Raw genomic sequence first — 24,145 nt, 5'->3', positions numbered from 1 at the left:
GCTAGAGAGCCCTGTTAGAACGCGTGACTAAAATTCACAAAGAGCTGTTTATCTTCTTTAGATTCCGCGTAATCGATCATAATAATCGTAGCCTGGTTCCAAGCGATCCGAAAGCCCAACCCTTGAGAATACTTGTAATCCTTTAGGCCTGCTTTATGCTCGTCATCCCATACTCGACCGAAATCCAAGAAAGGAACCAAGTTCAAAGCAAAAGTTTCGTCCCCCACTCTAAACTGATAGAACTTCCATCTTAGCTCGATATTACCAAATCCCATCGCACGACCCACAAAGCGGTCTTGTTTATAACCTCTCAGGATTCTAAGACCACCTAGACCGGCTACGATTCCTTCCGTTCCCCATAGATTTCTATATTCAAAAAACGGAACGTTCCCGTCTGAAACTCCGAAACCGAAACGAGAAGCAACAACTAGCTTTTCGAATACTCTTGGGAACGGACTCCAGAAAAATTTTCCATGACCGAAGTACTTTTGGAAATCGAAATCGGATCCGATTGCCTTGGTCGCTTTTTCGTAAGTAGCTTCGAGAAAAATTCCGCTATTTGGATCTGGCTCAAAGTCTCTAGTATCCATAACCACGCCCAAGCGAATCGAGTTCACGTAACCGCCGTGATAACCAAGAATCTTACCCGCCTCTTGGTCTTCAGTTAATCGAGTTTTTCCGTTTGGAGCTTTTCCGGAAGTGCTGCCTGGAAATCCATCCAAAAGAGGGTCTTTGGCGTCGATCCACTTACCGTCAAACGCATGCACGATATTGTTTCCTACACGAGTACCTGCAACCAATCGAACAGTTCCGTGCACAAAGGATCTCTCAGTGCTCAACGCTAACTGAGGCATTTCTATCTGATATCTGTTATAAAGCCTATCGGTTACGTTAAAACCTGGAGTCGGAGTAAATCCGCTATAAACTCTACCGCCCAGTTGAACAGGATCGCCTGAACCGCCGGGTCTCATATAAGTTAAATTCGCTTCCTGGTCTGAATAGGTAGAATTCGTAATCAAGTTTCCGCCGGGTTGGTTTCTATTATGATAATCTAATGTTTTCATGGACGATTCTCCGATCCCAAAATAAAGGGTGGTCGGGGTAATCGTCATGTAGGCGTCGGCTCTAAGCCTCCACTGCGTATTCGCAATGTACGGCATATCCAAGCTTAGCTGATGGTATTGCGCATTCTTGGTAGTATTAAAATATTGCGCAAAGAATCTAACACGATAAGGGGTGTATTCAAATAGTGGCTCGATTTTTCTGCCATTATTATAAGCATAAACTCGCACCCCGTATCCAAAGCCTTCGTTCGGATCCGAGTTCAGTAAAGGAAGTCCAGTCGGATACCAGCCATCTTTCTTTACCACCAGGTCCTTTGCACACATGTGCTTTGACTTATCAATAGGAAACGGAAGATCCTTTCTTTCGGGAGGCTTATCGCAGGTGGGGTCAATCGCATCCTGAGCCAAAATTGCAGGAGCTCCTACAGTAAGAAGTATTAAAAATATTGCATATGTCTGAAAACGATTCATCTATTCCTCTCAGCCGACCAAAGATCATTGGATATTTCCACAACCATGCAGGTCAATTCAAAATGTGTGCTTTTGCTCGCATTTAGTAATTACAGTCAAAATCTCCCAACTTGAAAACAGACAAATTTCACTCCGGCCCACGCACAGGGGCTTGCTCGTTTTGCTAGCTCATTCGATCGTTTTTAATAGAGCCGGAGGATCGCCGTTATAGTTCGTTTAATCACATCTGTTAAATGAATTAAGGAAGATTGCGTACACAACGAACATAGTGCCTAGAAGTCTTTTTGAAAGACTGATCTTCCCCAAATCGATCCCTCGAAAAAGACACTGCCCTAGCCGTTTCTCCTGCGGCATCCTGCTCATTGGCCCAGGAGCTCCAGTAGAAATCTTCTACAGTGTTAGGAAATTTCAGAAACATTGCATTTCGACTGGAAGCACTCAATGCTTTCAGCTCAGGAAATGCGGCAACTCTCCAGTCGGAAAATCCACCTGTAGTATCAGTATTACAAGAAACGAAAGCCTCCGAAGAACCAGTTATCGGAAAGGTCTGCAGATTGGTCAGCACTTGCGGAAGCGATAATGTATTGCAAGAAGGCAAAGCCTTATCGCAGTATTGTATCTGGCTCGCGCCGTACGAAGTCCCAGTCGGTCCCGAAAATTGGCCTGTACAAGTATAAGTACTCGCACCGGTTTGTACGAACTGTTGTCCTTGGGTACAAATCTTCCACATTAGGCCGCTAGTCGGATCCGAAATAGTCTTGTTCGTAAGATTCGGAGTGTAGGTTTGAAAAGTTAACAAGCCGGCAAATGCAACATTCGGATCTTCCTCAGTAAATCCGTACATATCCTTGGTCGGTTTTTCCTCACAGGAAACGGTAACACCTATCAATAAAACAAACAGAGCCATAAGGAGTATTCGTTTCGAAATCGAAAGGAGGGTTCGGTTCATTATAGTTTTCATATTCTTATTTCCCTCAAAATGCATGGCTAAAGTTGATGAATAATTGCTTATCTTCTTTGGATGCTGCGTAATCCATCATGATGATCGTGGACTGATTCCAAGCTACTCTGAGACCAAGTCCCTTGGAGTATTTGTAATCCTTTAATCCGGCCTTATGTTCGTCGTCCCAAACACGTCCGAAGTCCATGAACGGTACTAAGTTGAATGCGAAGTGTTGGCTTCCGGCTGTAGTTTCGGCAAATTTCCAGCGAACTTCTATGTTGCCCCAGCCCATCGCGCGACCTACGAATCGATCTTGTTTATATCCTCGTAGAGTTCTTAATCCACCCAAGCCGGTAATCAGACCTTCCGTTCCCCACAAGTTTCTGTATTCGAAGAAAGGAGCATCTCCGTCGGTGACTCCGAAAGCAAATCGACCAGCTAACACGAGTTTTTCGAAAACCTTCGGAAAAGGACTGTAGAAAAATCTGGCTTGCGTAAAATACTTTTGATAGTTGAAGTCGGATCCTATTCCCTTTGTGGACCTTTCGTAAGTAGCCTCGGCAAAAATACCTTGGTTAGGATCCGGCTCGAAATCTCGAGTATCATAGACCATTCCGATCCGAAGGTTATTCACAAAGCCTCCGTTGAACCCTAGTATCTTACCTGCTTCCGCGTCCTCGGTCAGTCTAGTTTTTGCGTTCGGAGCCTTTAAATCAAAATCTCCATATGTAGGATCTACAGCGTGTACCCATTTACCATCAAAGGTCTGCACTCTTGCTTTGGATAATCTGGCTCCAGCCACAAGTCTCACCGTTCCACCGAGAAAGGATCTCTCAGTACTCAGGTTCAACTGAGGTATTTCGATATTGTATCGATTGTACATGCGATCCGTGACTACGAATCCGGGTTGTTGCGGAAATCCCGAGTAATCCCTGCCCGCCAATTCTACTGGATCTCCGGGACCTCCTGGTCTCCAGTATGTGAAATTTCTTTCCTGGTCCGCAAAAGTGGAATTACTTCTGTAAGGACCTCCTGGTTGGTTTTTTTCTAGGTAGCTCAAATTCTTGAGTGAAGATTCTCCTACTCCAAAATAGAGAGTGTTTGGGTTAAAATCCATTATGAAGTCAGCTCTGATTCTCCACTGAGTATCCGCGATATACGGAACATCCAAACTCACCCAATGATACTGAGCATTTTTTGTGGTATTAAAATATTGCGCGAAGAATCTAACTCTATAGGGAGTATATTCAAATAACGGATTATCTTTTTTTCCGTTATTAAACATATACACGCGAAGACCATAACCAATCCCTGTATTCGGATCGGAATTAATTAAAGGCAAGCCAGTAGGAAACCAACCCTCTTTCTTTTTTGCGAGATCCTTTTTTAAAACATGTTTCGATTCACTGATCGGAAACGGTAAGTCTTTTCTAGGTTCAGGTCTTTCCAATTCATCCGCAAAAATCGGTACTTCGGCCGCGAACACGAAAGAAGTACAGACTAGGAATTTTTTTATACTCATTAGTTACCCATCCGGAGCTACGGATTCGCAAGTTATAAGGATTCGAAACGGAATGTCAAATTTATTTCCTAGTAGGACCTCCTCTTTACAAATCGATTGTTCGAAATTCTTTTTGCACGGAGTTTTCAGGGGAAAACTCTTGTGACCAGGAGCGAAGGCGAAAAATTGTGAATGATTACCCATTACCCGCGGGATAATTCAAATATCAGAAGCATACTATTACAATTTAAGAGAGAGATAGAACGATCAAAACTTGATCTTGAGATACCAGGTCTCCTGCTTTGACGAACACCTCCTCAACCTTCGCATCTGAAACTGCTTTTAACGCGTGTTCCATCTTCATAGCTTCCACGACGGCGAGCACATCTCCTTTTTTGACCAAAGCTCCTGGATGAATTTCCAACTTGATCAGTTTTCCCGGCATAGGACTCTTGATTTCGTTTTGGTGAGATTCGCCTTCTCCGGATTCTTTCCCGCTCAAGTGGAACTGAAAAGTTCTGCCTCTAGAATGCAGAAATATTTTTCCGCCCAAGAATAATGCCTTAGAACCATCGGGCAGAGAAAAGCTTCCGTCAGACTCTCTAGTCCATGTATAATGAGAGAGCAATTTCTCCCAGCCTTTCGCAGGATGAAACAATCGAGAGGAAGACGAAGCCGCAATCTGTCCTAGATCGAGTAGGAACTCCTCGTGTTTCCAACGGACTCGAAATAGTTCGCTCATTTTTTTGCGCTCCAAAGATCCATCGGACCGATCGCATCCCAAATATTGTTCGCTTTCTTTTTTCTAGCAGCCAGCAGGGAAGCGAGTTTGGCAAAAGCTTCAGTCTCTTCCGCTCGATCTCCTAAGGAGATTACATTTTGTTCTAGAAAATGAGTGTCCGTTTTTCCTGAGATAAATACTGGATGAGTCAAGATTCCTTTTAGATAAGGCAGGTTCGTAGTCGGTCCAAAAACGATCGTACTTTCCAAGGCGGATACTAGATTCTTTCTGGCGTCCTCTCTATCTTTTCCGAAGCCGATCACCTTTGCAAGCATGGGATCATAATAGAGTGAAACTTCGGATCCGCTGGACACTCCATAGTCCACTCTAACATTCTGCATTTCCGGAAAAGAGGCGAATTCGATCTTTCCGATCGAGGGCAAAAATTCATTTTCAGGATCTTCGGCATATACTCTTGCCTCGATCGCGTTTCCATTTTGAGAAAGAGTTCTTCCGCCTAACAATTCTTCGATGGACTTTCCTTCAGCGATTCTAATTTGCCATTCCACCAGATCCAGGCCGGTCACTAATTCAGTCACGGGGTGCTCGACTTGCAATCTTGTATTCATTTCCAAAAAGTAGAAATTGTCATCTGCCCCTAGAATGAATTCGACCGTACCTGCTCCGAGGTAACCGATAGAAGAGGCTGCTTGCACAGCGACCTGACATATCTTGTCACGGACTTCTTTTTTTAGATTCGGAGCGGGAGATTCTTCGATCACCTTCTGGTGTCTTCTTTGGATGGAACATTCTCTTTCAAAAAGATGAACGACTTTCCCTTTGGTATCGCCAAACACTTGTACTTCGATATGGCGAGGGTGAGTGATGTATTTTTCTAAAAATACCCTATTATCACCGAACGCGTTCTGAGCTTCTCTCTTCGCGGACTCCAGGGAATGAGAAAATTCCCCTTCGGAAAATACTCTCTTCATCCCTTTTCCGCCTCCACCCGCACTCGCCTTAATCATGACCGGGAAACCGATCTTTTTTGCTTCTTGCAGGAGGACTTTTTCGTCCTGTGAGGTTCCGTCAGTACCCGGTACTACCGGAACACCCGCCTTGATCATCGCTTCCCTGGAACGAATCTTATCCCCCATCAGATCTACATTCTCCGACCTAGGACCCAAGAATCGTATACCAGCTTTTTCTAATGCGTTTGCAAACTCTGTTTTTTCCGATAAAAACCCGTAACCAGGATGGACGGCATCTGCTCCGGTTTCTTGGATCGCACGAAGGATCGCGGGAATAGAAAGGTATGACTTAGAAGGCTCTGCCTGACCGATGCAATAGGAAATATCAGCTGATTTTACGAAAGGAGCTCCTGCATCCGCTTCCGAAAAGACTGCCACGGTTTGTATGCCAAGGCGCTTACAAGTCTTCTGGATTCGGAGAGAAATTTCTCCCCGATTTGCGATGAGAAGCCTGCGGATCACTTCGCCGCCGCTTTCCATTCCGTCTTGGGAATACCGAGCTGGTTGTCTAGAATTTCCTTTTCTTTGGACATCAGATCGTGCATAGCATCCCGGAATTGTTCCCAAGTGGAATATTGGGTCGGTTGAAAACTTCCCAGATATTTATAGCCTACAGTAGCGTCTTTAGATCTGAGTTGATATGTTGTGATCCCCGATTTAATCACCAGAACTACCGGAATTTGGTTTTCGTATGCGATTTTGACCATTCCTTTTAGATATGGGTGGATCACTTCTGTATAAGAATTATGACCTTCCGGATAAATAATATAGGAAGTAGTTGCAAGTCCCTTCAAAAGCTTTCGCACAGAGACCGCGATCGTAGTGGCCTTCGTGGTCTCAAACACTTGAGAACCCATAGCCTTCATCCACCAGTACGCGATAAAAGTCTTCTTAATCACTTGGTTGGCGAGAAAAGGTTTATTGATCGTTAAACAATCGTACGGAAAGTCCAGTTCGTTGACATGATTTACGAAGATCATATGACCGCTTTGCGGAATCTGCATTTCGTTTGCGAGAACCAGATTTGTTTTCGTCATTTTTCGAATGGTATTTCCCCATTTCTTCGCGCCTCTCAAGAAAGCAGAATATTGTCTGGGCCGATTTCCAATGGCTGCATAAAAAAGACCTGCGATTAAATCAGGAAGTGCCGTGGTCAAAACTAGCCTGAGTGCTACTACATAAACTCTGACGACGAGCTTTCGGTATTCTTTGGAAAATCTGCCTAAGCGGGCTTCCAAAAACTTGAATGGATTCATGATGGGCAATCCTTGCAAATGCGCCTAAGACTGAAAAGCAATTTCTTCTATATATGACTAGGCGCAGCAATCGGAGGGGAAAAGCAGAACAAATATTGAACAGTATTCGGGATTTGAGCTCCGCCCGAAAGGGCGGAAGCTCTCAGGAGAATTTACTTACTGCCCGGCAGGTTTTGGTTGAGATCCTTTTAAGCCTGGAGGCTTCTTATCTCCGAGCAATTGCTTACGTTTTTCTGGATCCCATCTCAGATAAAGTCTGTTGTTCACTTCATCCGCGTACACCCTTCCTAAGACGTCGACAGCATCCTTTCTGTACTCGTCTGGGATTCTTCTGTCAAAGATCGGACTCATACGATTGTCCAAACGAAGTGTCGGATTTTGGCTGAAGTCGTAAGTAACTCCTTCCAAAGAAACCACTTCCGCTGCAGTAACCTCTCCATACTCGTTCTTCAGCTCTTCTGTTTTGGCATCAGACCTTAGAATATAATAATTATCGTATGGATATTTCAGTTTGAAAATATTGATCGCGTTTGACTTTGCATCCCGGCAAAGATTGATTGCTCCGAAATACATCTCGATTCTGTGTTTACGATGACTTGGTTGGAGCTTTTGGTGTTTCTCCAAATGCTTTTCAATCTTCAGAGCATTGTTGCGAGCATTCTTTGCTTCGCCCAAGAATCTATAACCGAGCTCCATATTTTTTTCGATTGTATCTTTGTTTGTTACGTAGTGGTACTCTCTTGGATTGTACATCCTACGAGTAAAAGGGGCCTCGCGATTCTCTTTGATGTCTGCTCTGAGATAACTGCTCTTGCTGTATTCTACCGAGATGTCGACTAACGCACGATCTTCGGGATTATTTGGATTTTTTCTCTCTATCGCTAGCTTCATTAGCTCTTCGGAGCGTTCTACATAAGCTTGCGAAAGCTCTTCCAAGAGTTGCTCCATTCCTAGCTGAGCTTCCAGAAAACGTCTGTAGGAGTTTACATGGTTTCCTTCAAAGAAATATAATAGCCCTTCTTGGTAGAGTCTTTTCAGCTCTTTATATTTAACGAGCCTATCTCCGTCTTCGGAGGTTTGGTTATTCTGCCCTTGGTTTCCCTGGTTTTGGGAAGACTTCGGCTCTCCTGGATAATTTTTTACGATAGGTTCCAGTTCTCGTAAATAGGTTAACAATTCGACCCGCTTTTTATACGCCTTACTGGATACGGCTTCTCCATATAGAAATGCAGGTAAGAGCAGGATCACTATAGGTAAAACGAGAAGTTTCTTCATTTGCGGACCTTTTCCTTACTATCTCCTCCGAGGAGACCTGGTTCAACACGAAAATCGTGCTTTTCTTCCTAGTCTATCGGTTAGAATAGGGCGAGAATTGACGGGTTCTGGAAGGTTTTTTCCGGAATTTATAGAGCAAACTTACAAATGACAGCCATCGCACTCGCCCAAGGTAAAAAAATCTCCTTTCGTGCTAAAGAAGACACAGTTTGCCCGGTTTGCAGTGAAGTTCACCAAAAAGAGAATATGTTTCAGGGGGGAGGAAGGCTAATCGCCGGAAAACTCACCCAAGAACTAAGAAGATTGTACGAAAAGAACAAGAAGTTCGGAAGAGTAAATCCGAATGATTATGTTTTGAATGTTTGCCCTCGCTGCTTGTACACCTGTTTCCCCAAAGATTGGTCTCTCCTGGACGCGGAAGAAAATACCAAGTTTAAGGAAAGTGCAGATGCTAGGCGGAAAAATATCGAATTAATTATGGGACCCCTGGATTTCTATCAGGACAGAAATCTAGTATTAGGTGCGGCTTCCTACTTACTTTCCATTGAATGTTACCAAGCGCGCAAGGTCAACGTGGCGCCTACCCCAAAAAAAGCAGTTTGTGCGGTAAGGGGAGCTTGGTACTACGATGACCTAAATGCAGAATTCCCGAATATGGGATATGACAAGATCCGAGACCTTTTGTACCAAAAATCTGCCGGCTGGTATACAGAAACCATGGAAATCATGCAATCCGGATCCGAGCCGGTAGAATCTGCTTCCTATATCTTAGGACCGGATACGGATAAAAACTGGGGATTTGATGGAGTAATCTACTTATCCGCTTATTTAACTATGAAATTCAAGGATGAGCTCGCAAGTGATGCTCAGTCCAAGCTGAACTTATTGGTGAGAGCAAAGAGAACCTTATCCAGGTTATATGGTTCCGGTAAAGCCTCCAAATCCAAACCTTCCGTCATCATCGATATGGCAAAAGAACTCTACGATGAGTACAACAAGTTGATCGAGGCGATGGGAGGGGAAAAATAGAGTTTGGATCCCGATTCTAGGGTTCTCTTTGAATTCGAATGACCGAACTCTCCGAAGCCTCCCGAAATTACGCACTTCTTCTCGAATACGACGGACTCGCTTTCTACGGTTATCAATCCCAGAGGCAGTCTCCTACAGTCCAGGAAAGTATAGAGAGGGCACTTCTTACCTTACTCAAAATTCCTTCCAGAATTTACGGAGCAGGCAGAACCGACACCGGGGTTCATGCAAAAGGAATGGTGATCAATTTTCGTTCTCCGTTTCCGATCTTGGACGAGGCTCGCTTTTTACTGAGCATGAATGCGCTTACGGATCCGGGAGTTTCTGTGCTTTCTATGTGCGAAGTTCCGACCACCTTCAATGCTCAGTTTTCTTGCACTTCGAGAGAATACGAATATCTGCTTTTGAATACTCGTTACCCGAGACCTACTTGGAAAAACCGAGCATTTTGGTACCAACATCGGATTGACGTTTCCCGCTTACGAGAAGAACTGGAACTATTAAAAGGAAAACACGATTTTAAGAGCCTTGCAAAAGCGAGCTCGCTCAGGAACGGAAGGACTACAATTCGGGTCATTTATGATGCAAGTGTAGAAGTATCCGAACACGAATTCGGATTGCTTCGGATTCGGATCAGGGCAAATGGATTTCTCCATAATATGATTCGAATTCTGACCGGAACACTTCTGGAAATTGCAACCGGTAAGCGAACAGAGACGAATATATTGGAAATCATATCCTCGAAAGACAGAACAGTAGCTGGGATTACTCTTCCACCATACGCATTATATTTTTTGAAAGCGTCCTATGCATCGTTTCCTCAAATCCAGGAATTGTACGAATCCGCAAAAATCGTCGAGCCAAGGAGCCCGAACGAATGACTCGATTCCTTGCACTGATTTTGTTCGCGTTTCCATTTTCTGCTGGATTTGCGTTTCCGGGCCAGCTCGGAAAATCTGCCTTGGAATATTTGGGCGGATTTAGACTACCCGGAGATTCTACTCTTTTCGGTAGCCCCAAAACAAATTCCAATTCAGGTTATAGATTTCTGTCTCAGGCCGGAAACCTACCCTCCTCCGGACTGACCCGTTCTGAAAAAGCCGAAGGAGAAACCGAAGAGGAAGAGGAAATCCCGGCCTTCTTTGACAATCGTAAGCCAGAAATCGGATTCTGGGTCGGGGCTTCGAATCCACTTCCAGGCACGGAATCCCAAAAAATCTTGGATACCACTTTGGGCGCGGGAATATTTTTTAGAATTCCTTGGCCTTGGATATTTTATCTGGAGTTCGGTACTTATTATGCGAACTTCCTTTCCAGATCCGAAAGAGCCTTAACTACGGTTCCGGTCTATACAGCTCTGTGCTACAAACTTCCTTTTGACCTTCCGATTTCGTTTATCGTGAAATTGGGAGGGGGAGAAACTTACGTGGTCGCAAGACCGGCGAATACTGCGCGCTGGGACCATACTTTGTACGGAGGATTCGAAGCCAGTTTTATCGCAGGAAAGAAAATCAGGATCGGAATTCGGGTAGACTACAATAAAATCTACGAGTCCAATTTAAGCCTGCCACCTGAAACCAAATATCCGTACAGAGGCCCGGGAGAAGATCCCCGCCTGAGTAATCCTAACTACTACAGGAAGGTGGATACTGAGTTCTTTCATTTCGGCCTGATGGTGAGCGTTTTTATATGAGCCGCTTCTTTGCAAAAATGAGAACGTCTATGGTAGTCGTACTGATTTTATTCCTAACTATGCAGTGTAAAATCGGTGATTGGCAAGGGAATGCTACAGATAATCCTGTGGTAAGCACTCTTTTTAATAATAGGATGCTGCTCTTGGTCAAAGCGACTTACGCAACAGACAATCCTCTTGCGATGACCGATTACGATAACGGTTCCGGTCAGTTCTATGTGGATTCTACCGGCACAGGTGGAGATCCTGCCCACAATTTTTCCGGACTTCCTGCGGCGAAGGATCTTCCGATTTATATAGATATTGGGGAGATCCGACTTTCCTCTAAATACCAAAAAGGATTAGGGGATCTTTCACAGATTCGGGATGCAAAGGGATCTCAATCGTTTTGGGATAATATCGCGCCGAATCGGGAAGTATATTGCAATGTTCCTTATACACTAAACTCGAATACATGCCGTGAACAGAACGGCGAATTTAAGTTCATTCAGCTTTTCAATGGAGAAGGAGCCGCCTACCCTTCCAATGATCCTACTTCCGGCTCAGGTTTCCTCGACCTTCCAACGCAATATTATTATACTGGAATATTCATCCGTTCTTTGATTACAGGCTGGGGAATTTTGCCTGGCATTGACTTAACCAAGGTCACATTCTTTGACAACTATCCTGTGTACGGATTCAATATCGTCCCAAGAATGGCATACGCTCCGAGAACAAGTTCTTCGGACAAAAATCTGTATCCGCCTTTGGTTTTTCCATTATTGTACCAAGTGCAAATAGGAGAAGACGATATGGGATTCAAGCCTGGCTTTGATCCTTATATTTTTGAAGTAAGAATGAACCTTAAAGAAAATCTAATGGTTCATTCCTTCAGTCTCAACAACGGAACCAATGCTACTCTAATCTCTGTGAGCGATTGGAAGGTGGATCACCAGGGAGAAACTGATATCGGAGGAGATATTTTATCTAGAGCTAGAGTCATTTATCCGGACAAGGCATCAAAACTTGCGATCACAGGTGGGACCGGCTCCAAGCTGCACTATTACGCGATCTTTCGGCCATTAGAGCAAAACATCCTGCAAAAACTTCCGCTGATCGCGTCTCCGGCGCTTTCGGGAACTACACCGATCAAATACATCATGCCCGGAACCTACCGACTTATCTGCCTCTCGGACACAGCACGCAGGGATGGATTTCCGGACACGATCGTAAACGAAACTACGTTTTCGGTTCCGGAAAATCCGGGATCAACGGTCAGTGTTTCCTTAAGCTGCCCCTAAAATTTCGTCCTGTCTTCCGAGTAGCCGAACAACCAGTCTCGGGCCGATTTCCTGAACGATCCTAGACGCAACGTAATTTCCCCACTTCGCGGATCTTTCTAAAGAGTAACCATGAGTTAATCCGTACAATACTCCTGCTGAAAAGCAATCCCCGGCTCCAGTTGTATCTAAAAGTTTTTCGGCAGGAAAACCAGAAACATGTCGGATACTTCCAGTCTCTCCTACAAACGCTCCATTTTCGCTGTCGGTCATAAATACATTCGGACAGAGAGAAGAGATGAATTTGATCGCATCTTCTTTCGAGTTCGTATTGGCAAGCGCCTTAGCTTCGTCAGCGTTGCAAAACACTACGTCGCAATAATCTTTTGTCAGGCGGATAAAATCTTCTCTAGACCGATTCACGCAAAACGGATCACTATATGTAAAAGCCACTTTGACTCCTGACTTTTTCGACTCTTCCATTGTCAGAAGGCAAGCATCTTTGGTACTAGGCCCATCCCAGAGATAACCTTCGACATAGCTAAATTTGGAAGCTTTCAGCCTCTCTAAATCTATATCCGATTTTTGTAATGTAGAAGAAATCCCCAAGTGAGTCAGCATGGTTCTTTCCGCATCCGGAGTAGTCAAGATCACACAAGTTCCTGTATGACCTTCTTTCACTGGTTGCACCTCGAACAAGATGCCAGCGGCTTCCATATCCTTTTTATAAAATTCGCCGTAAGTATCTTCGGAAACTTTTCCGGTGTAGGTTCCTGTACCGCCCGAATTTGCCAATGCGATCATCGTATTAGCAGCGCTGCCTCCGGAACGGAGCTCTTTCTTTTTGTCCGCAAGCGCTGTTAATACATTCCCTTGCGTTTCCGAATCTACGAGGGTCATAATTCCCTTGTTCCAACCCAGATTTTTAATAAACATATCATCGGTCATCACAAGTATATCTACCAGAGCGTTACCGACACCGAACACATCGTAATGTTTCATTATTTCCTCTTTTTCCTAGCTTTTAGCTTCCTTGAGAAGTTTAGATTTTATGAATTTAAAAGTTCCGTGAACTTAGAATTTCAGCTGTCTTATATTCCACTAATTCGCCTGACAGAATCATTTCGATTCTTTCCGCTGAATCACATCTGGGAGCTAAGACCTTTTCCATTCGATCAGCTCCCAACCATTCCAGGATTTTTCGAATAACAGCGTTCCGCCCAAGTATTGTTTGAGCAAACCCAGAAACTCGCCTTTTCTTTCAGTAATCACTCCGCTGAACAAAAAATGATTCGTTTTTAAAGAAGCGATTCTTTCTATATTCGCCTTCAGAACTGCAAAAGTAATATTCGCGATCGCAAGATCATATTCGGATTCCTGAATATTTTCCGTGTCAAACCCGCCTTCGCTGACAGAGAGAGTGTTCTCGGGTATTTCATTTTCGTCCCGGTTAAAAATCGCAGACTTTACTGCGTTCGGATCCACATCGACTGCATCTATTTTGGTTGCTCCCAATTTCGCGATTCCTACCGCGAGTATGCCCGAACCAGTACCGATGTCGGCCACCTTTGCATTTTTTAGATCCAAATCACCTAATCGAGATAATACGAGACGGGTAGTTTCGTGGTGTCCGGTTCCAAAAGCTAATCCCGGATTGATATAAATCGGAACCTTAGAATTTGCTTCTTCCGGTCTTTCGCCTTTCTTCCAGGATTCCTTTTCCCAAGTAGGAACTACCCAGAATACTCCGATCGAAAACGGTTTATAAAATTCTTTATAAGCTTCTTCGTAATCCTTGGTCTCTATCCATCTAGATTCTGCAAAAGCTTGGTCGTGGGCCCTCGCCTTTAAATAAATCCAAATCTTTGCTTCGTTTAGGGAATCGTCTTCGGCTAGATAAATTCGGATTGGAGTCATATCCGAAATGATCTCTTCTCCAGGCTTTCTCGCTTCCTCTCTGTCGAATAATATCTCGTAATAACCGGCGACCTGCCATTCCTCGAGCAGGGCAGAAAATTCTTCGGCAAAATCTTTTGGGAGAGATACCTTTACTTCTTTATACTTCACTCGGATTCTCTAAGGACAAATTAGGTTTGCCACCCTCTCCGTCACCTAAGTTTTCCGGTGATACAAACTGGAATCTTTCCGTATACTTTCTATAATCCTTAACGACCCAAACCCAAATTCCTACGAACAAAGAAGTCGCAACCCAAGATCCGAATCTAGCGTTAGGCAGGACAAAAAAATCGAACAACCCGTGCTGGACTACGGCCAGCAAAAACGCTCGGAACAAATAGAAGAGTTTTTCAGAAGGAGCCTTTAGATTGCTCTTTAATAAAAATAGCACAAAGCATAGATTGATCAATAAATGTGCGTTTGTGGATTTTAAGGTCCTCCCTACGAACATAGGCACCCTTTCCAGCTCATTCGCTCCACTAATGTACTGGAAATTCTCGACTCCCGCAAAACCGAGCGCCACAAATCCTCCGATCAAAACTACATCGGAATAAAAATATTTTGCCTTTCGATTGTACGAAACTAAATAAGAAAAGCCTAATATTAAAATAGATTTGCAGGCTTCTTCCATCATTCCCGCCTGCACGAATGCGATATGCGCGGTTTGGGTCAAAATATGCCCTTGAGGTTTTTTACCCTGTCCCATTACGGGAACGTCCGGCCACAAAAAATCGTGAATCGCAAGAACAAGCTCTGTAGAGAGCCAGCCTAACGCGAGCGAGGCGATTATCAAAAGGACTACCCTCTGTACCGAGTTCTTCGGATGCAGATAGACCAATATGAACCCCCAAGGAAGTATGCTCAAAACGGAAAGTATCTGGACGCTCATAGTTCCTCCATATAACGACCGTCAAACATTTGGACTAGATCGCTTTGAAGGTTAGTGGGCATGCTTTCTGGATTGATGCTGCCGTTCCAAAATAGCTCTGTGACTCTTACGTATCCCTTGACGTCAGGAGGAGGCATCATCGGCGACAGGTTTTCTATCAGTTCGAGAGTCCTTCGATCTTGTTCGGGGTAAGGAGAATTTTCTATCAGTTCCACATCTACGACTTCTCCTTCGGGAGTAATCGTATACGCGACCACGCAGGAATAATTCCGAGGCGCAGTCTTCCAATATTCCATAAATGACTCGAAAGCCCTCATCTTTGCAGAAATGTAATTCGAATAAGTAGGAGGAAGTTTCTTACCTCGAATCCTCTTTACATCTCCTTTTACTCGCCCTTCATCCGAAGGTTTTTCGTTAGGCAGCTTCTCGCCTACATTGGTGTTAGGCGTCTCCGTACCGGTGATTACTCCACCATTTAAACCCTGTACTTCGTCCGGGAGATTTGGATCAATAAAGTAGTACTCCACATTTTCTGGAGAATAGTGAGACTGAGGACGATCCGATTCTTTTTTCTGATTCTGGCGTTTGATCACCGCCGGAATGATCATGATTAAGGATAAAATCACCAAGTGTAAAAGTACGCTGAAAGCAATATTGTTCGCGAATCCGGGTTTCAAGCCATGTTCTTCCCTGATTCTGAAAGAGCGTTTGAGCAGCCATCGAGAAAAACTGTTTAATACTAGTAAGGCGAAAATTCCTGAGAGCCAGGGAACAAAAGAAGATGCGATCGAAAAAAACTGCTTATCCGGGATCCCTGGCTTGAGCCCAAGAGAAAATAGATAACGAATTCCGAATGCAGGTTCTAGCCAAGAAAAGAAGAAAGCCGCGAAGAAAAGTAAGACCAATAAATAGATAAATAAAATCGGAAACCCTCTCCATAGATTTCCAGAATAAATATGCCCCCAACCAGGGAGGATCAAGTCTCGAGCAAGTGAATACCTTTGTTTCTTAAGAGAAGAAGGACCTGTTCCAGTTTCAGAAGCTCGAGAGACTCGGTCTTGCTTGGAAAATTGCATCCAAACGTTTTGAAAGAAAACTAGAGGATGTCCTGCGGATAATATTCCCAAAATCGCGAGCAAGCTCGGAAAAAACACCCAGACTGCATCTTGCAAAGCGGAGTAAGGAGCCATGAGTACCTTACTCGTGTCATCGAACACTATATAATGAGTGAATACTAATGCTCCCAAAACAGCAAAGAGTCTGTATACGAATCTAGAAATAAGTGGATCCGATCTATTTCCGTGAAATGCCCTTCCTTCGACCCTATGCTGTACAAATCTTTTTTGCAAAAAGGTTAGTAGGATTCCGATCCAGAAGAATAAAAATAGAATTGCTCCGCCGGCATGTTCTCCCTGGTTAAATAGAGTCTCGGATCCGGGGGGCAGAAAAAGATAACTGAAGAATCCAGTAAGCGGCAAAAGAAAGGCTCGTAGGACCTCCTCACCTTTCTCCGAAAACAATAACCATAGTTCTAAAGGATAAAGAATCGCAAGGATTCCGACTTGCAATATTAGCGAAGAAAATGCAGTTCTTCGAACATTTCGATTCTTCGGAAAGGCAAACAAAACACCGAGTGGAAAAAAGATCCCGAATCCTACAAACGGCGAAATCCAGGAAAGAAAATTGACTCCCCACTCTACGACTCTTCGCTTTCGTGAAGATTTCATGATACCTTTGAGCATCCTCCGCCTATTGGACCCCCTCCACCTTTCGAAGCAAACAAGAATTGCTCTTTCTCTTTGAATTTAATACTTTATCGGAGGCTAGGTTCAGGAATTCTGGACTCATGGAAAAGAAAGAAACCCTCGATTCCTCGCTCAAAGATATCGTATCCGTTTGTAAACGCAGAGGCTTTGTATACCCCGGTTCAGAAATTTATGGGGGCCTCTCTAATACCTTCGATTACGGTCCGTATGGAGCGGAATTGCTGCACAACTTGAAAAGACTTTGGTGGAAATCATTTGTGCATTTGAGGGAAGATGTAGTTGGACTAGATTCTTCCATACTTTTGAATCCGAAGGTTTGGGAAGCCTCTGGTCACGTTTCAAACTTTAACGATCCTCTGATCGATTGCAAAAACTGCAAAGCGCGCATACGCGCGGATAAATTTTTAGAAGACCATAAAGGTGAAAATGCAGCAACCGGATTGACCCTCGAACAAATGAACGAGGCAATCAAGGTAGGAAACTATCCTTGTCCCAACTGCGGAAACAGGGGAACATTTACGGAAGCAAGAGATTTCAATTTAATGTTCCAGACTTCCCACGGCGCCAACGCAGAAGACGCCCAAGAAATTTATTTAAGACCGGAGACTGCCCAAGGAATTTTCATCAATTTCAAGAACGTAGTTTCCACAACTAGAAGAAAGATCCCTTTCGGGATCGCTCAAATCGGAAAATCCTTTCGAAACGAAATCATGGCGCGTCAGTTCGTATTTCGTACCAGGGAGTTCGAGCAAATGGAAATGGAATACTTCTGCGAACCTGGGACACAGAAAGAATGGTTTTCGCACTGGGTGGAATACTGTATGAACTGGCTTACGGAACAAGTCGGTTTAAGAAAAGAGAATATAAGACTCCGCGAACATGAAAAAGAGGAACTTTCCTTTTATAGCGAAGCAACTTCGGATATCGAATACAAATATGGATTCGGCTGGGGAGAGTTATGGGGAATCGCATCAAGAACCGATTACGATCTAGGCCAGCACGAAAAATTTTCCGGCGAAGATTTAAAATATCATGATCAAGTAAATAATAAGAAATATATTCCTTACGTCGTAGAACCGGCGTTAGGTTTAAATCGACTTTTCTTAGCCACAGTTACAGACGCTTACGCAGAAGAAAAATTAGCAGACGGAGAAACTAGAACTGTGCTTCGGTTTTCACCCAAAGTAGCGCCTGTAAAAGTAGGAGTTTTTCCTTTGATGAAAAAAGATGGCTTACCTGAAATGGCTCGGAAAATTTATTCTGAGCTCGCCTCTTTGGGAAGCATCGAATACGACGACGGTGGCGCCATCGGAAAAAGATACAGAAGACAGGACGAAATCGGAACTCCTTTCTGCGTTACAGTAGATTACGATTCTTTAAACGATCAAACCGTCACGGTTCGAGACAGGGACAGTATGAACCAGGAGAGAATGCCGATCCAAGCTCTAAAGAGCCACTTTGCAAATCACATCCTATGAAACATATTAGGACGAAAGCGCATTAATCGTCACGAAGTAACCGTCTGGATCTAAAAGAGAGAACTCTAAAGTTTCAGTGTTAGGGTTAAGGTGGGGTTCCTCTTCTAGTTGAGGTGCCAAAGCTCGGGCATTCTTTAAGATAGAATCGAAATTATCGACCCGAAAAAAAAGCAGAAGGCCGTTCCCCGGCAGTGCTCGTTTCGGACTCATCAGAGGTGGATGTTCGTGCGCTCCCCACGCGTGAAGGCAAAGCAGTACTGTTCCGTCCGAATCTAGGATTTGCCCGAAATCATCATGAGCCGGAGCACTGCGCGGCAAACCGAGCAAAGACTGATACCATTGAAAGCTGTAGTCTACTCTCTCAACTCCAATGATTGTCCAGATTCGTTTCACGCGATTCCTCTTGTCTTGGTGATCCAGCTATATGCAAGAAATTTAACGAAGATATGTGCTCCGAGTATTCTTCCAATCTGTCCATAGCATAGCTTGACCAGAGTTACTTCCTTATCCATGATCAAAATGTGATAAGGATATCTTTTGGAGCGTCAATCAGATTACAAGGTCTGAAAGGCAGGTTTTTGAAAGATTGGATCCAGAACTTATTTAGAAAGACTGAATTCTTAATCTATCTCTTCAAAATGTTCAACGGTCGGGAAAGGATCATAAAAATGATGGAGCAACTTTTTCCATTCCTGATATTCTTCGGATTGCCTGAAACCCACCGTATGATCTTCCAAGGTTTCCCAACGGACAAGTAGCACGTACTTATTTTTATCCTCGATACATCTTTGCAATTCGTGCAGAATATAACCTTTTCTTTGAGAAATAATTTTGGAGGCCTGTTTAAAATTGGATTCAAATTCTTTCGTTAATCCTGGTTTGACTTGCAGAATTGCTACTTCCAGTATCATTTCTCACTCCCATTTTCTTTTTAGAACGAATTCATAGAATGAACTCAAAGCAACTGAAAAGATTTCCGAGTTTGTTATCAAGCATAATACTTAGTCAATTGCCTAACTTTTTTTAATATGAATCTAATATTTTGGAAAAAAGATTGCTTGGATTCTTTTTTGAACTATACTTAGGCAAATGCCTAACAAACAGGAAACTCTAAATGCAATCTTTCATACCTTGGCGGATCCTACTCGTAGGGCCGTAGTGGAGAGACTTTGCGAGGGCCCCGCGGCTGTAGGCGAACTGGCACGATCCTTCGATATGGCATTACCCTCTTTTATGCAGCATCTTTCTGTGCTGGAAGAGTCCATGCTGGTCCGCTCTTTTAAGAGCGGAAGAGTAAGGACCTACCAACTCGTACCGAAGCGATTGAAACAGGCAGAGGAATGGATGACAAAGCGGAGATCCATTTGGGAACAACGCTTAGATCAATTGGATCAGTATCTTTATCGATTGAAAGAGAAGGAGAAAGAAAAATGAATCAGCTAAATCATCACAAACTAGACCCTAAGCTCGACCTGGTCTTGGAAAGAATCGTCGATGTATCTCCCGAATTAGTTTGGTCTGCCTGGACCAACCCGAAACATCTTGTGGAATGGTTTACTCCAGCTCCTTGGAAAACCATAGATTGCGAAGTCGATCTGAGACCCGGAGGAATTTTTCGCACTACGATGCAATCTCCTGAAGGTGAAGACTTTCCGAATATCGGGTGTTATTTGGAAGTCATTCCGAACCAAAGACTGATCTGGACAGATGCACTTCTTCCCGGATTTAGACCTTCTCCTCGAAGGCCTATGAACTCTATGGATTTTATCACTGCAATCATTACTATAGAAGCTCACGGAAAGGGAACAAAATATACGGCGATTGCGATTCATGGAACAGAGCAAGCTCGCAAAACTCACGAAGAAATGGGATTTTACGACGGATGGGGAAAGGCTACGGACCAGCTCGTAGAATTTTCAAAAGGCTGGAAAATCTAACTAGATCGGTTGGGTGAAATCTAAGAATCGAATCGATTCAGGAAATCGGTTAAGGACGAAATTCTTTGATATCCTGATAGCACTCTGGTCCATAGAGATATGGACTTTCGGTGTCTATCTTTCTTAGATTGACTGAATAATACATCGCACATTTTTCATTGGTGCAGTGAGCACCTCTTGCTACATCTTGGTGTTCGGAAGTCATAGGAATTCCAGAATTTACGAGACCCAAAGCGTGTCCTAACTCGTGCACTACGGTTCTTTGCTCTGCATTCTTTCTAGAAGCCCTCGGAAAAGTTTCGATCACATCTTTAAAAATAAAAACGACTGGAGCGCCCAAACCCAAAAATCCGGAGTACGTGGATCCGATCACTCCTCCGTTTGATCCCTGTAATTTACCGCGAACAAATGCGACAAAAAATACGGTCTCTTCAAAGTTAGAATTTTTAGTTCGAAAGGTGTTAGCAAAACTAACAAGATCTACAGAGGTCCATTCTCTTTTTCCTTGCGAAGGTATTTCTCTCATATCAGAGGATGGCTCTTTTGGTACTTCTACATGTACGGCGTAATCTCTAGTAGCGAATACTTTCTCCAAATTCACCTGAGTGATATCCCAAATATCCTGAACGCTCAAAAGCATTCCGGTTTCGGGAGCTGCTCCTTCTTCATAGACTACTTCGAGTTGAACCTTCCTGACCGTGGAAAAATAAACCGCAGAGCGATCCGGATCAGAGTTAATCGCATAATCAAGAACGACTAACTGGTCTGTACTGAGTGGAAAGTGCTCATCTTCCGCTTGGCAATTGGTTAAGAAAGTGAAGATCAGAGTTAGAGATATAATAATTAAAATCAGCTGACGCACAATCCTGCTCTCATTTCTACACCTTGACCATGTCAAAGTGAGTCCTATATCTTTTTCGAAACTACTAAGAAACATTAACAATTGAAAGGCCCAATTTTACACTAGATTTTTAAGGAAAAATGCTACTCATCAGAATCCGTGACCAAATGCTAATGCAAATGGATAAATTTACGATTCGGGCGATTACTCCTACAGAAAGGGAAGCCGTCATAGAGTTAGTGAATCAATTTTTTAGGATGCTCAATAAACTTCCTCTCGACGGTATCTTTAAGATTCGTCCCAGGGCAGCCGCTAAAATGGTCGACATCTATTTGAAATTACGAGGCACCGAAAAGGTAGTGTTTGTCGGCGGTTTTTTTGGCGAGGAACTTGTATCCGTGCTAATCGCAAGAGTGGAAGATAAGCCTTACTTGGAAGAAGAGAGAAATCTTTATATAGATCTTGCCGTGACTAAAAACGGAAAACAAAAATCCGGTTTTATGAAACCTCTGGTAGATTATACCTTTGAATGGGCAAAAGAGAATGGAATCCAATCTGTGGAGCTTAGGGCAGTCTCAGAAAACGAAAATGCCGTAGAGTTCTGGAAAGCACAAGGGTTCTCACCTTTTTATGTTCACTTTCGAAAATCGGTAATTTAGCACTGATTTGATTCTCCCAAGAGTCATACAGACCAAACAAAAAGAGCCCCGGATTCCTTCGGAGCTCTTACTTTAGAAAATTGTAACAAAGGATCGATTCTCCGCTCCAAAGAGTTTCTAGAGCAGAGATCTAATTCCGTTGATTCTAAGATTTTAGTGAAATAGTCTTAGAATCAATCCTCCGTGCTGCACGAAAAATTCAGCAAACACTAAGCTTGTAATCGCCATCAATTTGATCAAAATGTTAATGGATGGCCCAGAAGTATCCTTGAGAGGATCTCCAACGGTATCACCTACCACAGCAGCTTTGTGCTGGTCGGAGCCTTTTCCACCTGCAATCTTCTCGATGTACTTCTTAGCGTTGTCCCAGCCACCGCCTGAATTCGCAGAAGAAATCGCGAGAACCACTCCAGAAACCAGAGCTCCAGCAAGGACACCGGCAAGCGATTTGATTCCGAACAGATATCCGACGATGATCGGAGTCAAGAGAACAAGCAAGCCAGGTAGTATCATTTCTCTGAGCGCGGCAGTGGTAGAAATATCCACGCAACGCTTATAGTCAGGCTTCGCCTTTCTTTCCATGATGCCTGGAATTTCTTTAAACTGTCTTCTCACTTCTTCGACCATATCTTTAGCTGCTTTTCCGACGGATTTCATAGTCAGAGCGGTAAAGATGAACGGAAGCATAGCACCGAAGAGCAATCCTCCAAATACTTCTGCATTCAAAATGTCTAAACCAGTTGTTTTGGTTCTGGTAATAAATGCCGCAAATAGAGCGAGAGAAGTTAATGCTGCGGAACCGATCGCAAATCCTTTTCCGATCGCAGCAGTAGTATTTCCCGCAGCGTCCAAGGTATCGGTTCTATTTCTTACTTCTTTTCCGAGCTCAGCCATTTCCGCGATCCCACCTGCGTTATCCGAAACAGGTCCGTATGCGTCGATCGTAAGCCCAATCGCAATTGTAGAAATCATTCCAAGCGCGGCGATCGCGATCCCGTACATTCCGCCTAAGAGATTCGCAGTCACAATTGTGATCACAAGAAGAACCACTGGAATCACGGAACTTTGGTATCCCAATGCCAGACCGTAGATAATGTTTGTGGCAGCTCCAGTATTGGAAGCGTCAGCAACCTCACGAACCGGCTTATAAGAATGCGAAGTATAATACTCTGTAACCAGACCGATAAACATACCCGCAAACAAACCGACGAGAAGGGAAATATACACATTCCACTTGGTAATGATTTTTCCGGCGATCTCAAACGAATCGGTCATAAATACATCGGTCACAAAATACATCGCGACTGCGACGATAACTGTGGAGACCCAAAGTTGAATCTTCAGAACCTTCTCTACATTTCCGCCTTCTTTGACCCGAGCGATCAAGGAAGTGAGAAGTGAAGCAGGGATCCCGAATGCAGAAATGAGCAATGGATATAAAAGAGCGTCAGTATTTCCGGAAAGAGCACTCGCAGTAGCTCCGATCACCAGCGCAGCAGAAGTTGCCTCTGCGCAAGAACCGAATAAGTCCGCTCCCATTCCAGCAACGTCGCCTACGTTATCGCCAACATTATCGGCAATGGTAGCAGGGTTACGAGGGTCATCTTCCGGGATTCCTTTTTCTACCTTTCCGACCAAGTCTGCACCCACATCCGCGGCCTTGGTATAAATGCCTCCGCCCACTCTTCCGAAGAGAGCAACTGCAGATCCGCCTAACCCGAATCCCGCGAGGGACTCCATTAAGAAAAGCTTATTCACTTCTGGAAATGTGCCGGTATAAATCAGGAATAGTGTGATCATTCCGAGAACAGCGAGGCCCACTAAGCCGAATCCCATGACCGCTCCAGAGTCAAATGCAACTCTAAAGGCATTTTGCATCGAATTCTTTGCTGCTTCCGCGGTCCGAACGTTTCCGGCAGTAGCGATCTTCATACCGATAAATCCAGAAAGACAGGAGATAAATGCGCCCGAAATGAATGCGATCGCTGTGAATATCCCATCATGAAAATTCTCAGATTCAGGATTGTCTAATAAAAGGAAGATGAGTACAGCCATAAAGCCGATGAATAGAGAGATCGTCTTGTACTCCCGGATCAAAAATGCCATGGCTCCTTCGGAGATCGCGGTGGAAATTTCTAGCAGTTTTTTCGTTTCTTCTGCTTTTCCTCCTTCTGCTCCGACTTTGATCCTGGTGACCTTAAGCGCGTACACGACAGCGGTCAAAATGGCCAGGACAGCCATCGAAAGAATTATCGTTACCGAATTCATTCAGGGAAACCTCTTGTTTTTTTTTAAATGTCCGATGGTTTAAAAAGATGGAAAAGGAACTGCCGATGGGCTTTGCCCCTAACATAGTCCGAAAGCCGATACTCAGAA

At 43.9% G+C, this 24,145-nt stretch carries 23 protein-coding genes; 8 read left to right on the top strand and 15 right to left on the bottom strand.

The window, feature by feature from the left end; genetic code table 11:
- Positions 1-14 precede the first annotated feature (14 nt).
- From omp85 (CH373_RS04570) to CH373_RS04540, 7 genes are all read right to left on the bottom strand, one after another.
- Complete coding sequence (omp85, locus tag CH373_RS04570) at positions 15-1,535, bottom strand: Omp85 family outer membrane protein (protein ID WP_100715507.1); 1,521 nt, start codon at positions 1,533-1,535, stop codon at positions 15-17.
- A gap of 238 nt (positions 1,536-1,773) precedes the next feature.
- Entirely contained in the window at positions 1,774-2,442 is a 669-nt protein-coding gene (gene lsa25 / locus CH373_RS04565; RefSeq protein WP_100715510.1) for a surface adhesin Lsa25, read from the bottom strand.
- A 67-nt stretch (positions 2,443-2,509) separates the two neighbouring features.
- Positions 2,510-4,000 (bottom strand): Omp85 family outer membrane protein, encoded by a 1,491-nt coding sequence (omp85, locus tag CH373_RS04560; protein ID WP_100715506.1) that lies wholly within the window; start codon positions 3,998-4,000, stop codon positions 2,510-2,512.
- A 226-nt stretch (positions 4,001-4,226) separates the two neighbouring features.
- On the bottom strand, positions 4,227-4,721 hold the full coding sequence (locus tag CH373_RS04555) for an acyl-CoA carboxylase biotin carboxyl carrier protein subunit (RefSeq protein WP_100715505.1): 495 nt from the start codon (positions 4,719-4,721) through the stop codon (positions 4,227-4,229).
- A complete protein-coding gene (locus CH373_RS04550; protein WP_100715509.1) occupies positions 4,718-6,193 on the bottom strand; it encodes an acetyl-CoA carboxylase biotin carboxylase subunit in 1,476 nt (491 codons plus the stop codon). Before CH373_RS04550 ends, CH373_RS04555 begins: the two co-directional genes overlap by 4 nt.
- Positions 6,190-6,987, bottom strand: coding sequence for a lysophospholipid acyltransferase family protein (locus CH373_RS04545; RefSeq protein ID WP_100715504.1), 798 nt, complete (start codon positions 6,985-6,987; stop codon positions 6,190-6,192). The genes CH373_RS04550 and CH373_RS04545 overlap by 4 nt, the downstream gene beginning before the upstream one ends.
- A gap of 156 nt (positions 6,988-7,143) precedes the next feature.
- Complete coding sequence (locus CH373_RS04540; RefSeq protein WP_100715503.1) at positions 7,144-8,262, bottom strand: LIC11274 family protein; 1,119 nt, start codon at positions 8,260-8,262, stop codon at positions 7,144-7,146.
- Between the two features lie 147 nt (positions 8,263-8,409).
- Between CH373_RS04540 and CH373_RS04535 the strand changes: the two genes are divergently transcribed.
- Genes CH373_RS04535 through CH373_RS04520 form a run of 4 tightly spaced genes read left to right on the top strand, consistent with a single transcriptional unit; the run spans position 8,410 to position 12,264 of the window.
- A complete protein-coding gene (locus tag CH373_RS04535; RefSeq protein WP_100715502.1) occupies positions 8,410-9,291 on the top strand; it encodes a DUF2225 domain-containing protein in 882 nt (293 codons plus the stop codon).
- 38 nt (positions 9,292-9,329) lie between these two features.
- A complete protein-coding gene (gene truA / locus CH373_RS04530; protein WP_100734067.1) occupies positions 9,330-10,172 on the top strand; it encodes a tRNA pseudouridine(38-40) synthase TruA in 843 nt (280 codons plus the stop codon).
- Positions 10,169-10,984, top strand: coding sequence for a hypothetical protein (locus CH373_RS04525; protein WP_100715349.1), 816 nt, complete (start codon positions 10,169-10,171; stop codon positions 10,982-10,984). Before truA ends, CH373_RS04525 begins: the two co-directional genes overlap by 4 nt.
- A gap of 17 nt (positions 10,985-11,001) precedes the next feature.
- Positions 11,002-12,264 carry an LIC11270 family surface protein gene (locus tag CH373_RS04520; RefSeq protein ID WP_100715352.1) on the top strand — a complete coding sequence of 421 codons (1,263 nt, stop codon included), beginning with the start codon at positions 11,002-11,004 and terminating at the stop codon, positions 12,262-12,264.
- Here the strand turns inward: CH373_RS04520 and CH373_RS04515 are convergent.
- The 4 genes from CH373_RS04515 to CH373_RS04500 form a co-directional block, all read right to left on the bottom strand.
- Positions 12,250-13,245 (bottom strand): adenosine kinase, encoded by a 996-nt coding sequence (locus CH373_RS04515; RefSeq protein WP_100715348.1) that lies wholly within the window; start codon positions 13,243-13,245, stop codon positions 12,250-12,252. The genes CH373_RS04520 and CH373_RS04515 overlap by 15 nt on opposite strands.
- 153 nt (positions 13,246-13,398) lie before the next feature.
- A complete protein-coding gene (locus CH373_RS04510) occupies positions 13,399-14,310 on the bottom strand; it encodes a 50S ribosomal protein L11 methyltransferase (protein WP_100715347.1) in 912 nt (303 codons plus the stop codon).
- A complete protein-coding gene (locus tag CH373_RS04505) occupies positions 14,300-15,088 on the bottom strand; it encodes a PrsW family glutamic-type intramembrane protease (protein WP_100715346.1) in 789 nt (262 codons plus the stop codon). Before CH373_RS04505 ends, CH373_RS04510 begins: the two co-directional genes overlap by 11 nt.
- On the bottom strand, positions 15,085-16,815 hold the full coding sequence (locus tag CH373_RS04500) for a TonB C-terminal domain-containing protein (protein ID WP_100715351.1): 1,731 nt from the start codon (positions 16,813-16,815) through the stop codon (positions 15,085-15,087). The genes CH373_RS04505 and CH373_RS04500 overlap by 4 nt, the downstream gene beginning before the upstream one ends.
- A 119-nt stretch (positions 16,816-16,934) precedes the next feature.
- On the opposite strand from CH373_RS04500, the gene CH373_RS04495 reads away from it, so the two are divergent.
- Positions 16,935-18,332 carry a glycine--tRNA ligase gene (locus tag CH373_RS04495; RefSeq protein ID WP_100715345.1) on the top strand — a complete coding sequence of 466 codons (1,398 nt, stop codon included), beginning with the start codon at positions 16,935-16,937 and terminating at the stop codon, positions 18,330-18,332.
- A 6-nt stretch (positions 18,333-18,338) separates the two neighbouring features.
- On the opposite strand, the gene CH373_RS04490 is transcribed toward CH373_RS04495, so the two are convergent.
- Together CH373_RS04490 and CH373_RS04485 are read right to left on the bottom strand one after the other, a co-directional pair.
- Positions 18,339-18,725: a VOC family protein gene (locus CH373_RS04490; protein ID WP_100715344.1), complete on the bottom strand. Its 387-nt coding sequence runs from the start codon at positions 18,723-18,725 to the stop codon at positions 18,339-18,341.
- Positions 18,726-18,952: 227 nt separating this feature from the next.
- Positions 18,953-19,243, bottom strand: coding sequence for an antibiotic biosynthesis monooxygenase family protein (locus CH373_RS04485; RefSeq protein ID WP_100715343.1), 291 nt, complete (start codon positions 19,241-19,243; stop codon positions 18,953-18,955).
- A 178-nt stretch (positions 19,244-19,421) separates the two neighbouring features.
- On the opposite strand from CH373_RS04485, the gene CH373_RS04480 reads away from it, so the two are divergent.
- Positions 19,422-19,766 (top strand): ArsR/SmtB family transcription factor, encoded by a 345-nt coding sequence (locus tag CH373_RS04480; protein ID WP_100715342.1) that lies wholly within the window; start codon positions 19,422-19,424, stop codon positions 19,764-19,766.
- Entirely contained in the window at positions 19,763-20,269 is a 507-nt protein-coding gene (locus CH373_RS04475; RefSeq protein WP_100715341.1) for an SRPBCC family protein, read from the top strand. The genes CH373_RS04480 and CH373_RS04475 overlap by 4 nt, the downstream gene beginning before the upstream one ends.
- A gap of 49 nt (positions 20,270-20,318) precedes the next feature.
- Here CH373_RS04475 and CH373_RS04470 read toward each other — a convergent pair whose 3' ends face one another.
- Positions 20,319-21,131: a zinc metalloprotease gene (locus tag CH373_RS04470; RefSeq protein ID WP_100715340.1), complete on the bottom strand. Its 813-nt coding sequence runs from the start codon at positions 21,129-21,131 to the stop codon at positions 20,319-20,321.
- Between the two features lie 152 nt (positions 21,132-21,283).
- Between CH373_RS04470 and CH373_RS04465 the strand changes: the two genes are divergently transcribed.
- Entirely contained in the window at positions 21,284-21,769 is a 486-nt protein-coding gene (locus tag CH373_RS04465) for a GNAT family N-acetyltransferase (RefSeq protein WP_100715350.1), read from the top strand.
- A gap of 153 nt (positions 21,770-21,922) precedes the next feature.
- Here the strand turns inward: CH373_RS04465 and CH373_RS04460 are convergent, their stop codons facing one another.
- Positions 21,923-24,037 (bottom strand): sodium-translocating pyrophosphatase, encoded by a 2,115-nt coding sequence (locus tag CH373_RS04460; RefSeq protein ID WP_100715339.1) that lies wholly within the window; start codon positions 24,035-24,037, stop codon positions 21,923-21,925.
- Positions 24,038-24,145: the final 108 nt, after the last annotated feature.

The sequence above is a fragment of the Leptospira perolatii genome (assembly GCF_002811875.1).
Taxonomy (GTDB): Bacteria; Spirochaetota; Leptospiria; order Leptospirales; family Leptospiraceae; genus Leptospira_B; species Leptospira_B perolatii.
The sequence above is the reverse complement of the archived record's forward strand: the minus strand, read 5'-3'. Positions and strand labels throughout refer to the sequence as shown.

Coding starts and splice junctions, on each gene's coding strand:
- omp85 (WP_100715507.1), bottom strand. CDS start 1,535: ATGAATCGTTTTCAGACATATGCAATATTTTTAATACTTCTTACTGTA.
- lsa25 (WP_100715510.1), bottom strand. CDS start 2,442: ATGGCTCTGTTTGTTTTATTGATAGGTGTTACCGTTTCCTGTGAGGAA.
- omp85 (WP_100715506.1), bottom strand. CDS start 4,000: ATGAGTATAAAAAAATTCCTAGTCTGTACTTCTTTCGTGTTCGCGGCC.
- CH373_RS04555 (WP_100715505.1), bottom strand. CDS start 4,721: ATGAGCGAACTATTTCGAGTCCGTTGGAAACACGAGGAGTTCCTACTC.
- CH373_RS04545 (WP_100715504.1), bottom strand. CDS start 6,987: ATGAATCCATTCAAGTTTTTGGAAGCCCGCTTAGGCAGATTTTCCAAA.
- CH373_RS04540 (WP_100715503.1), bottom strand. CDS start 8,262: ATGAAGAAACTTCTCGTTTTACCTATAGTGATCCTGCTCTTACCTGCA.
- CH373_RS04535 (WP_100715502.1), top strand. CDS start 8,410: ATGACAGCCATCGCACTCGCCCAAGGTAAAAAAATCTCCTTTCGTGCT.
- truA (WP_100734067.1), top strand. CDS start 9,330: ATGACCGAACTCTCCGAAGCCTCCCGAAATTACGCACTTCTTCTCGAA.
- CH373_RS04525 (WP_100715349.1), top strand. CDS start 10,169: ATGACTCGATTCCTTGCACTGATTTTGTTCGCGTTTCCATTTTCTGCT.
- CH373_RS04520 (WP_100715352.1), top strand. CDS start 11,002: ATGAGAACGTCTATGGTAGTCGTACTGATTTTATTCCTAACTATGCAG.
- CH373_RS04515 (WP_100715348.1), bottom strand. CDS start 13,245: ATGAAACATTACGATGTGTTCGGTGTCGGTAACGCTCTGGTAGATATA.
- CH373_RS04505 (WP_100715346.1), bottom strand. CDS start 15,088: ATGAGCGTCCAGATACTTTCCGTTTTGAGCATACTTCCTTGGGGGTTC.
- CH373_RS04500 (WP_100715351.1), bottom strand. CDS start 16,815: ATGAAATCTTCACGAAAGCGAAGAGTCGTAGAGTGGGGAGTCAATTTT.
- CH373_RS04495 (WP_100715345.1), top strand. CDS start 16,935: ATGGAAAAGAAAGAAACCCTCGATTCCTCGCTCAAAGATATCGTATCC.
- CH373_RS04485 (WP_100715343.1), bottom strand. CDS start 19,243: ATGATACTGGAAGTAGCAATTCTGCAAGTCAAACCAGGATTAACGAAA.
- CH373_RS04480 (WP_100715342.1), top strand. CDS start 19,422: ATGCCTAACAAACAGGAAACTCTAAATGCAATCTTTCATACCTTGGCG.
- CH373_RS04475 (WP_100715341.1), top strand. CDS start 19,763: ATGAATCAGCTAAATCATCACAAACTAGACCCTAAGCTCGACCTGGTC.
- CH373_RS04465 (WP_100715350.1), top strand. CDS start 21,284: ATGCAAATGGATAAATTTACGATTCGGGCGATTACTCCTACAGAAAGG.
- CH373_RS04460 (WP_100715339.1), bottom strand. CDS start 24,037: ATGAATTCGGTAACGATAATTCTTTCGATGGCTGTCCTGGCCATTTTG.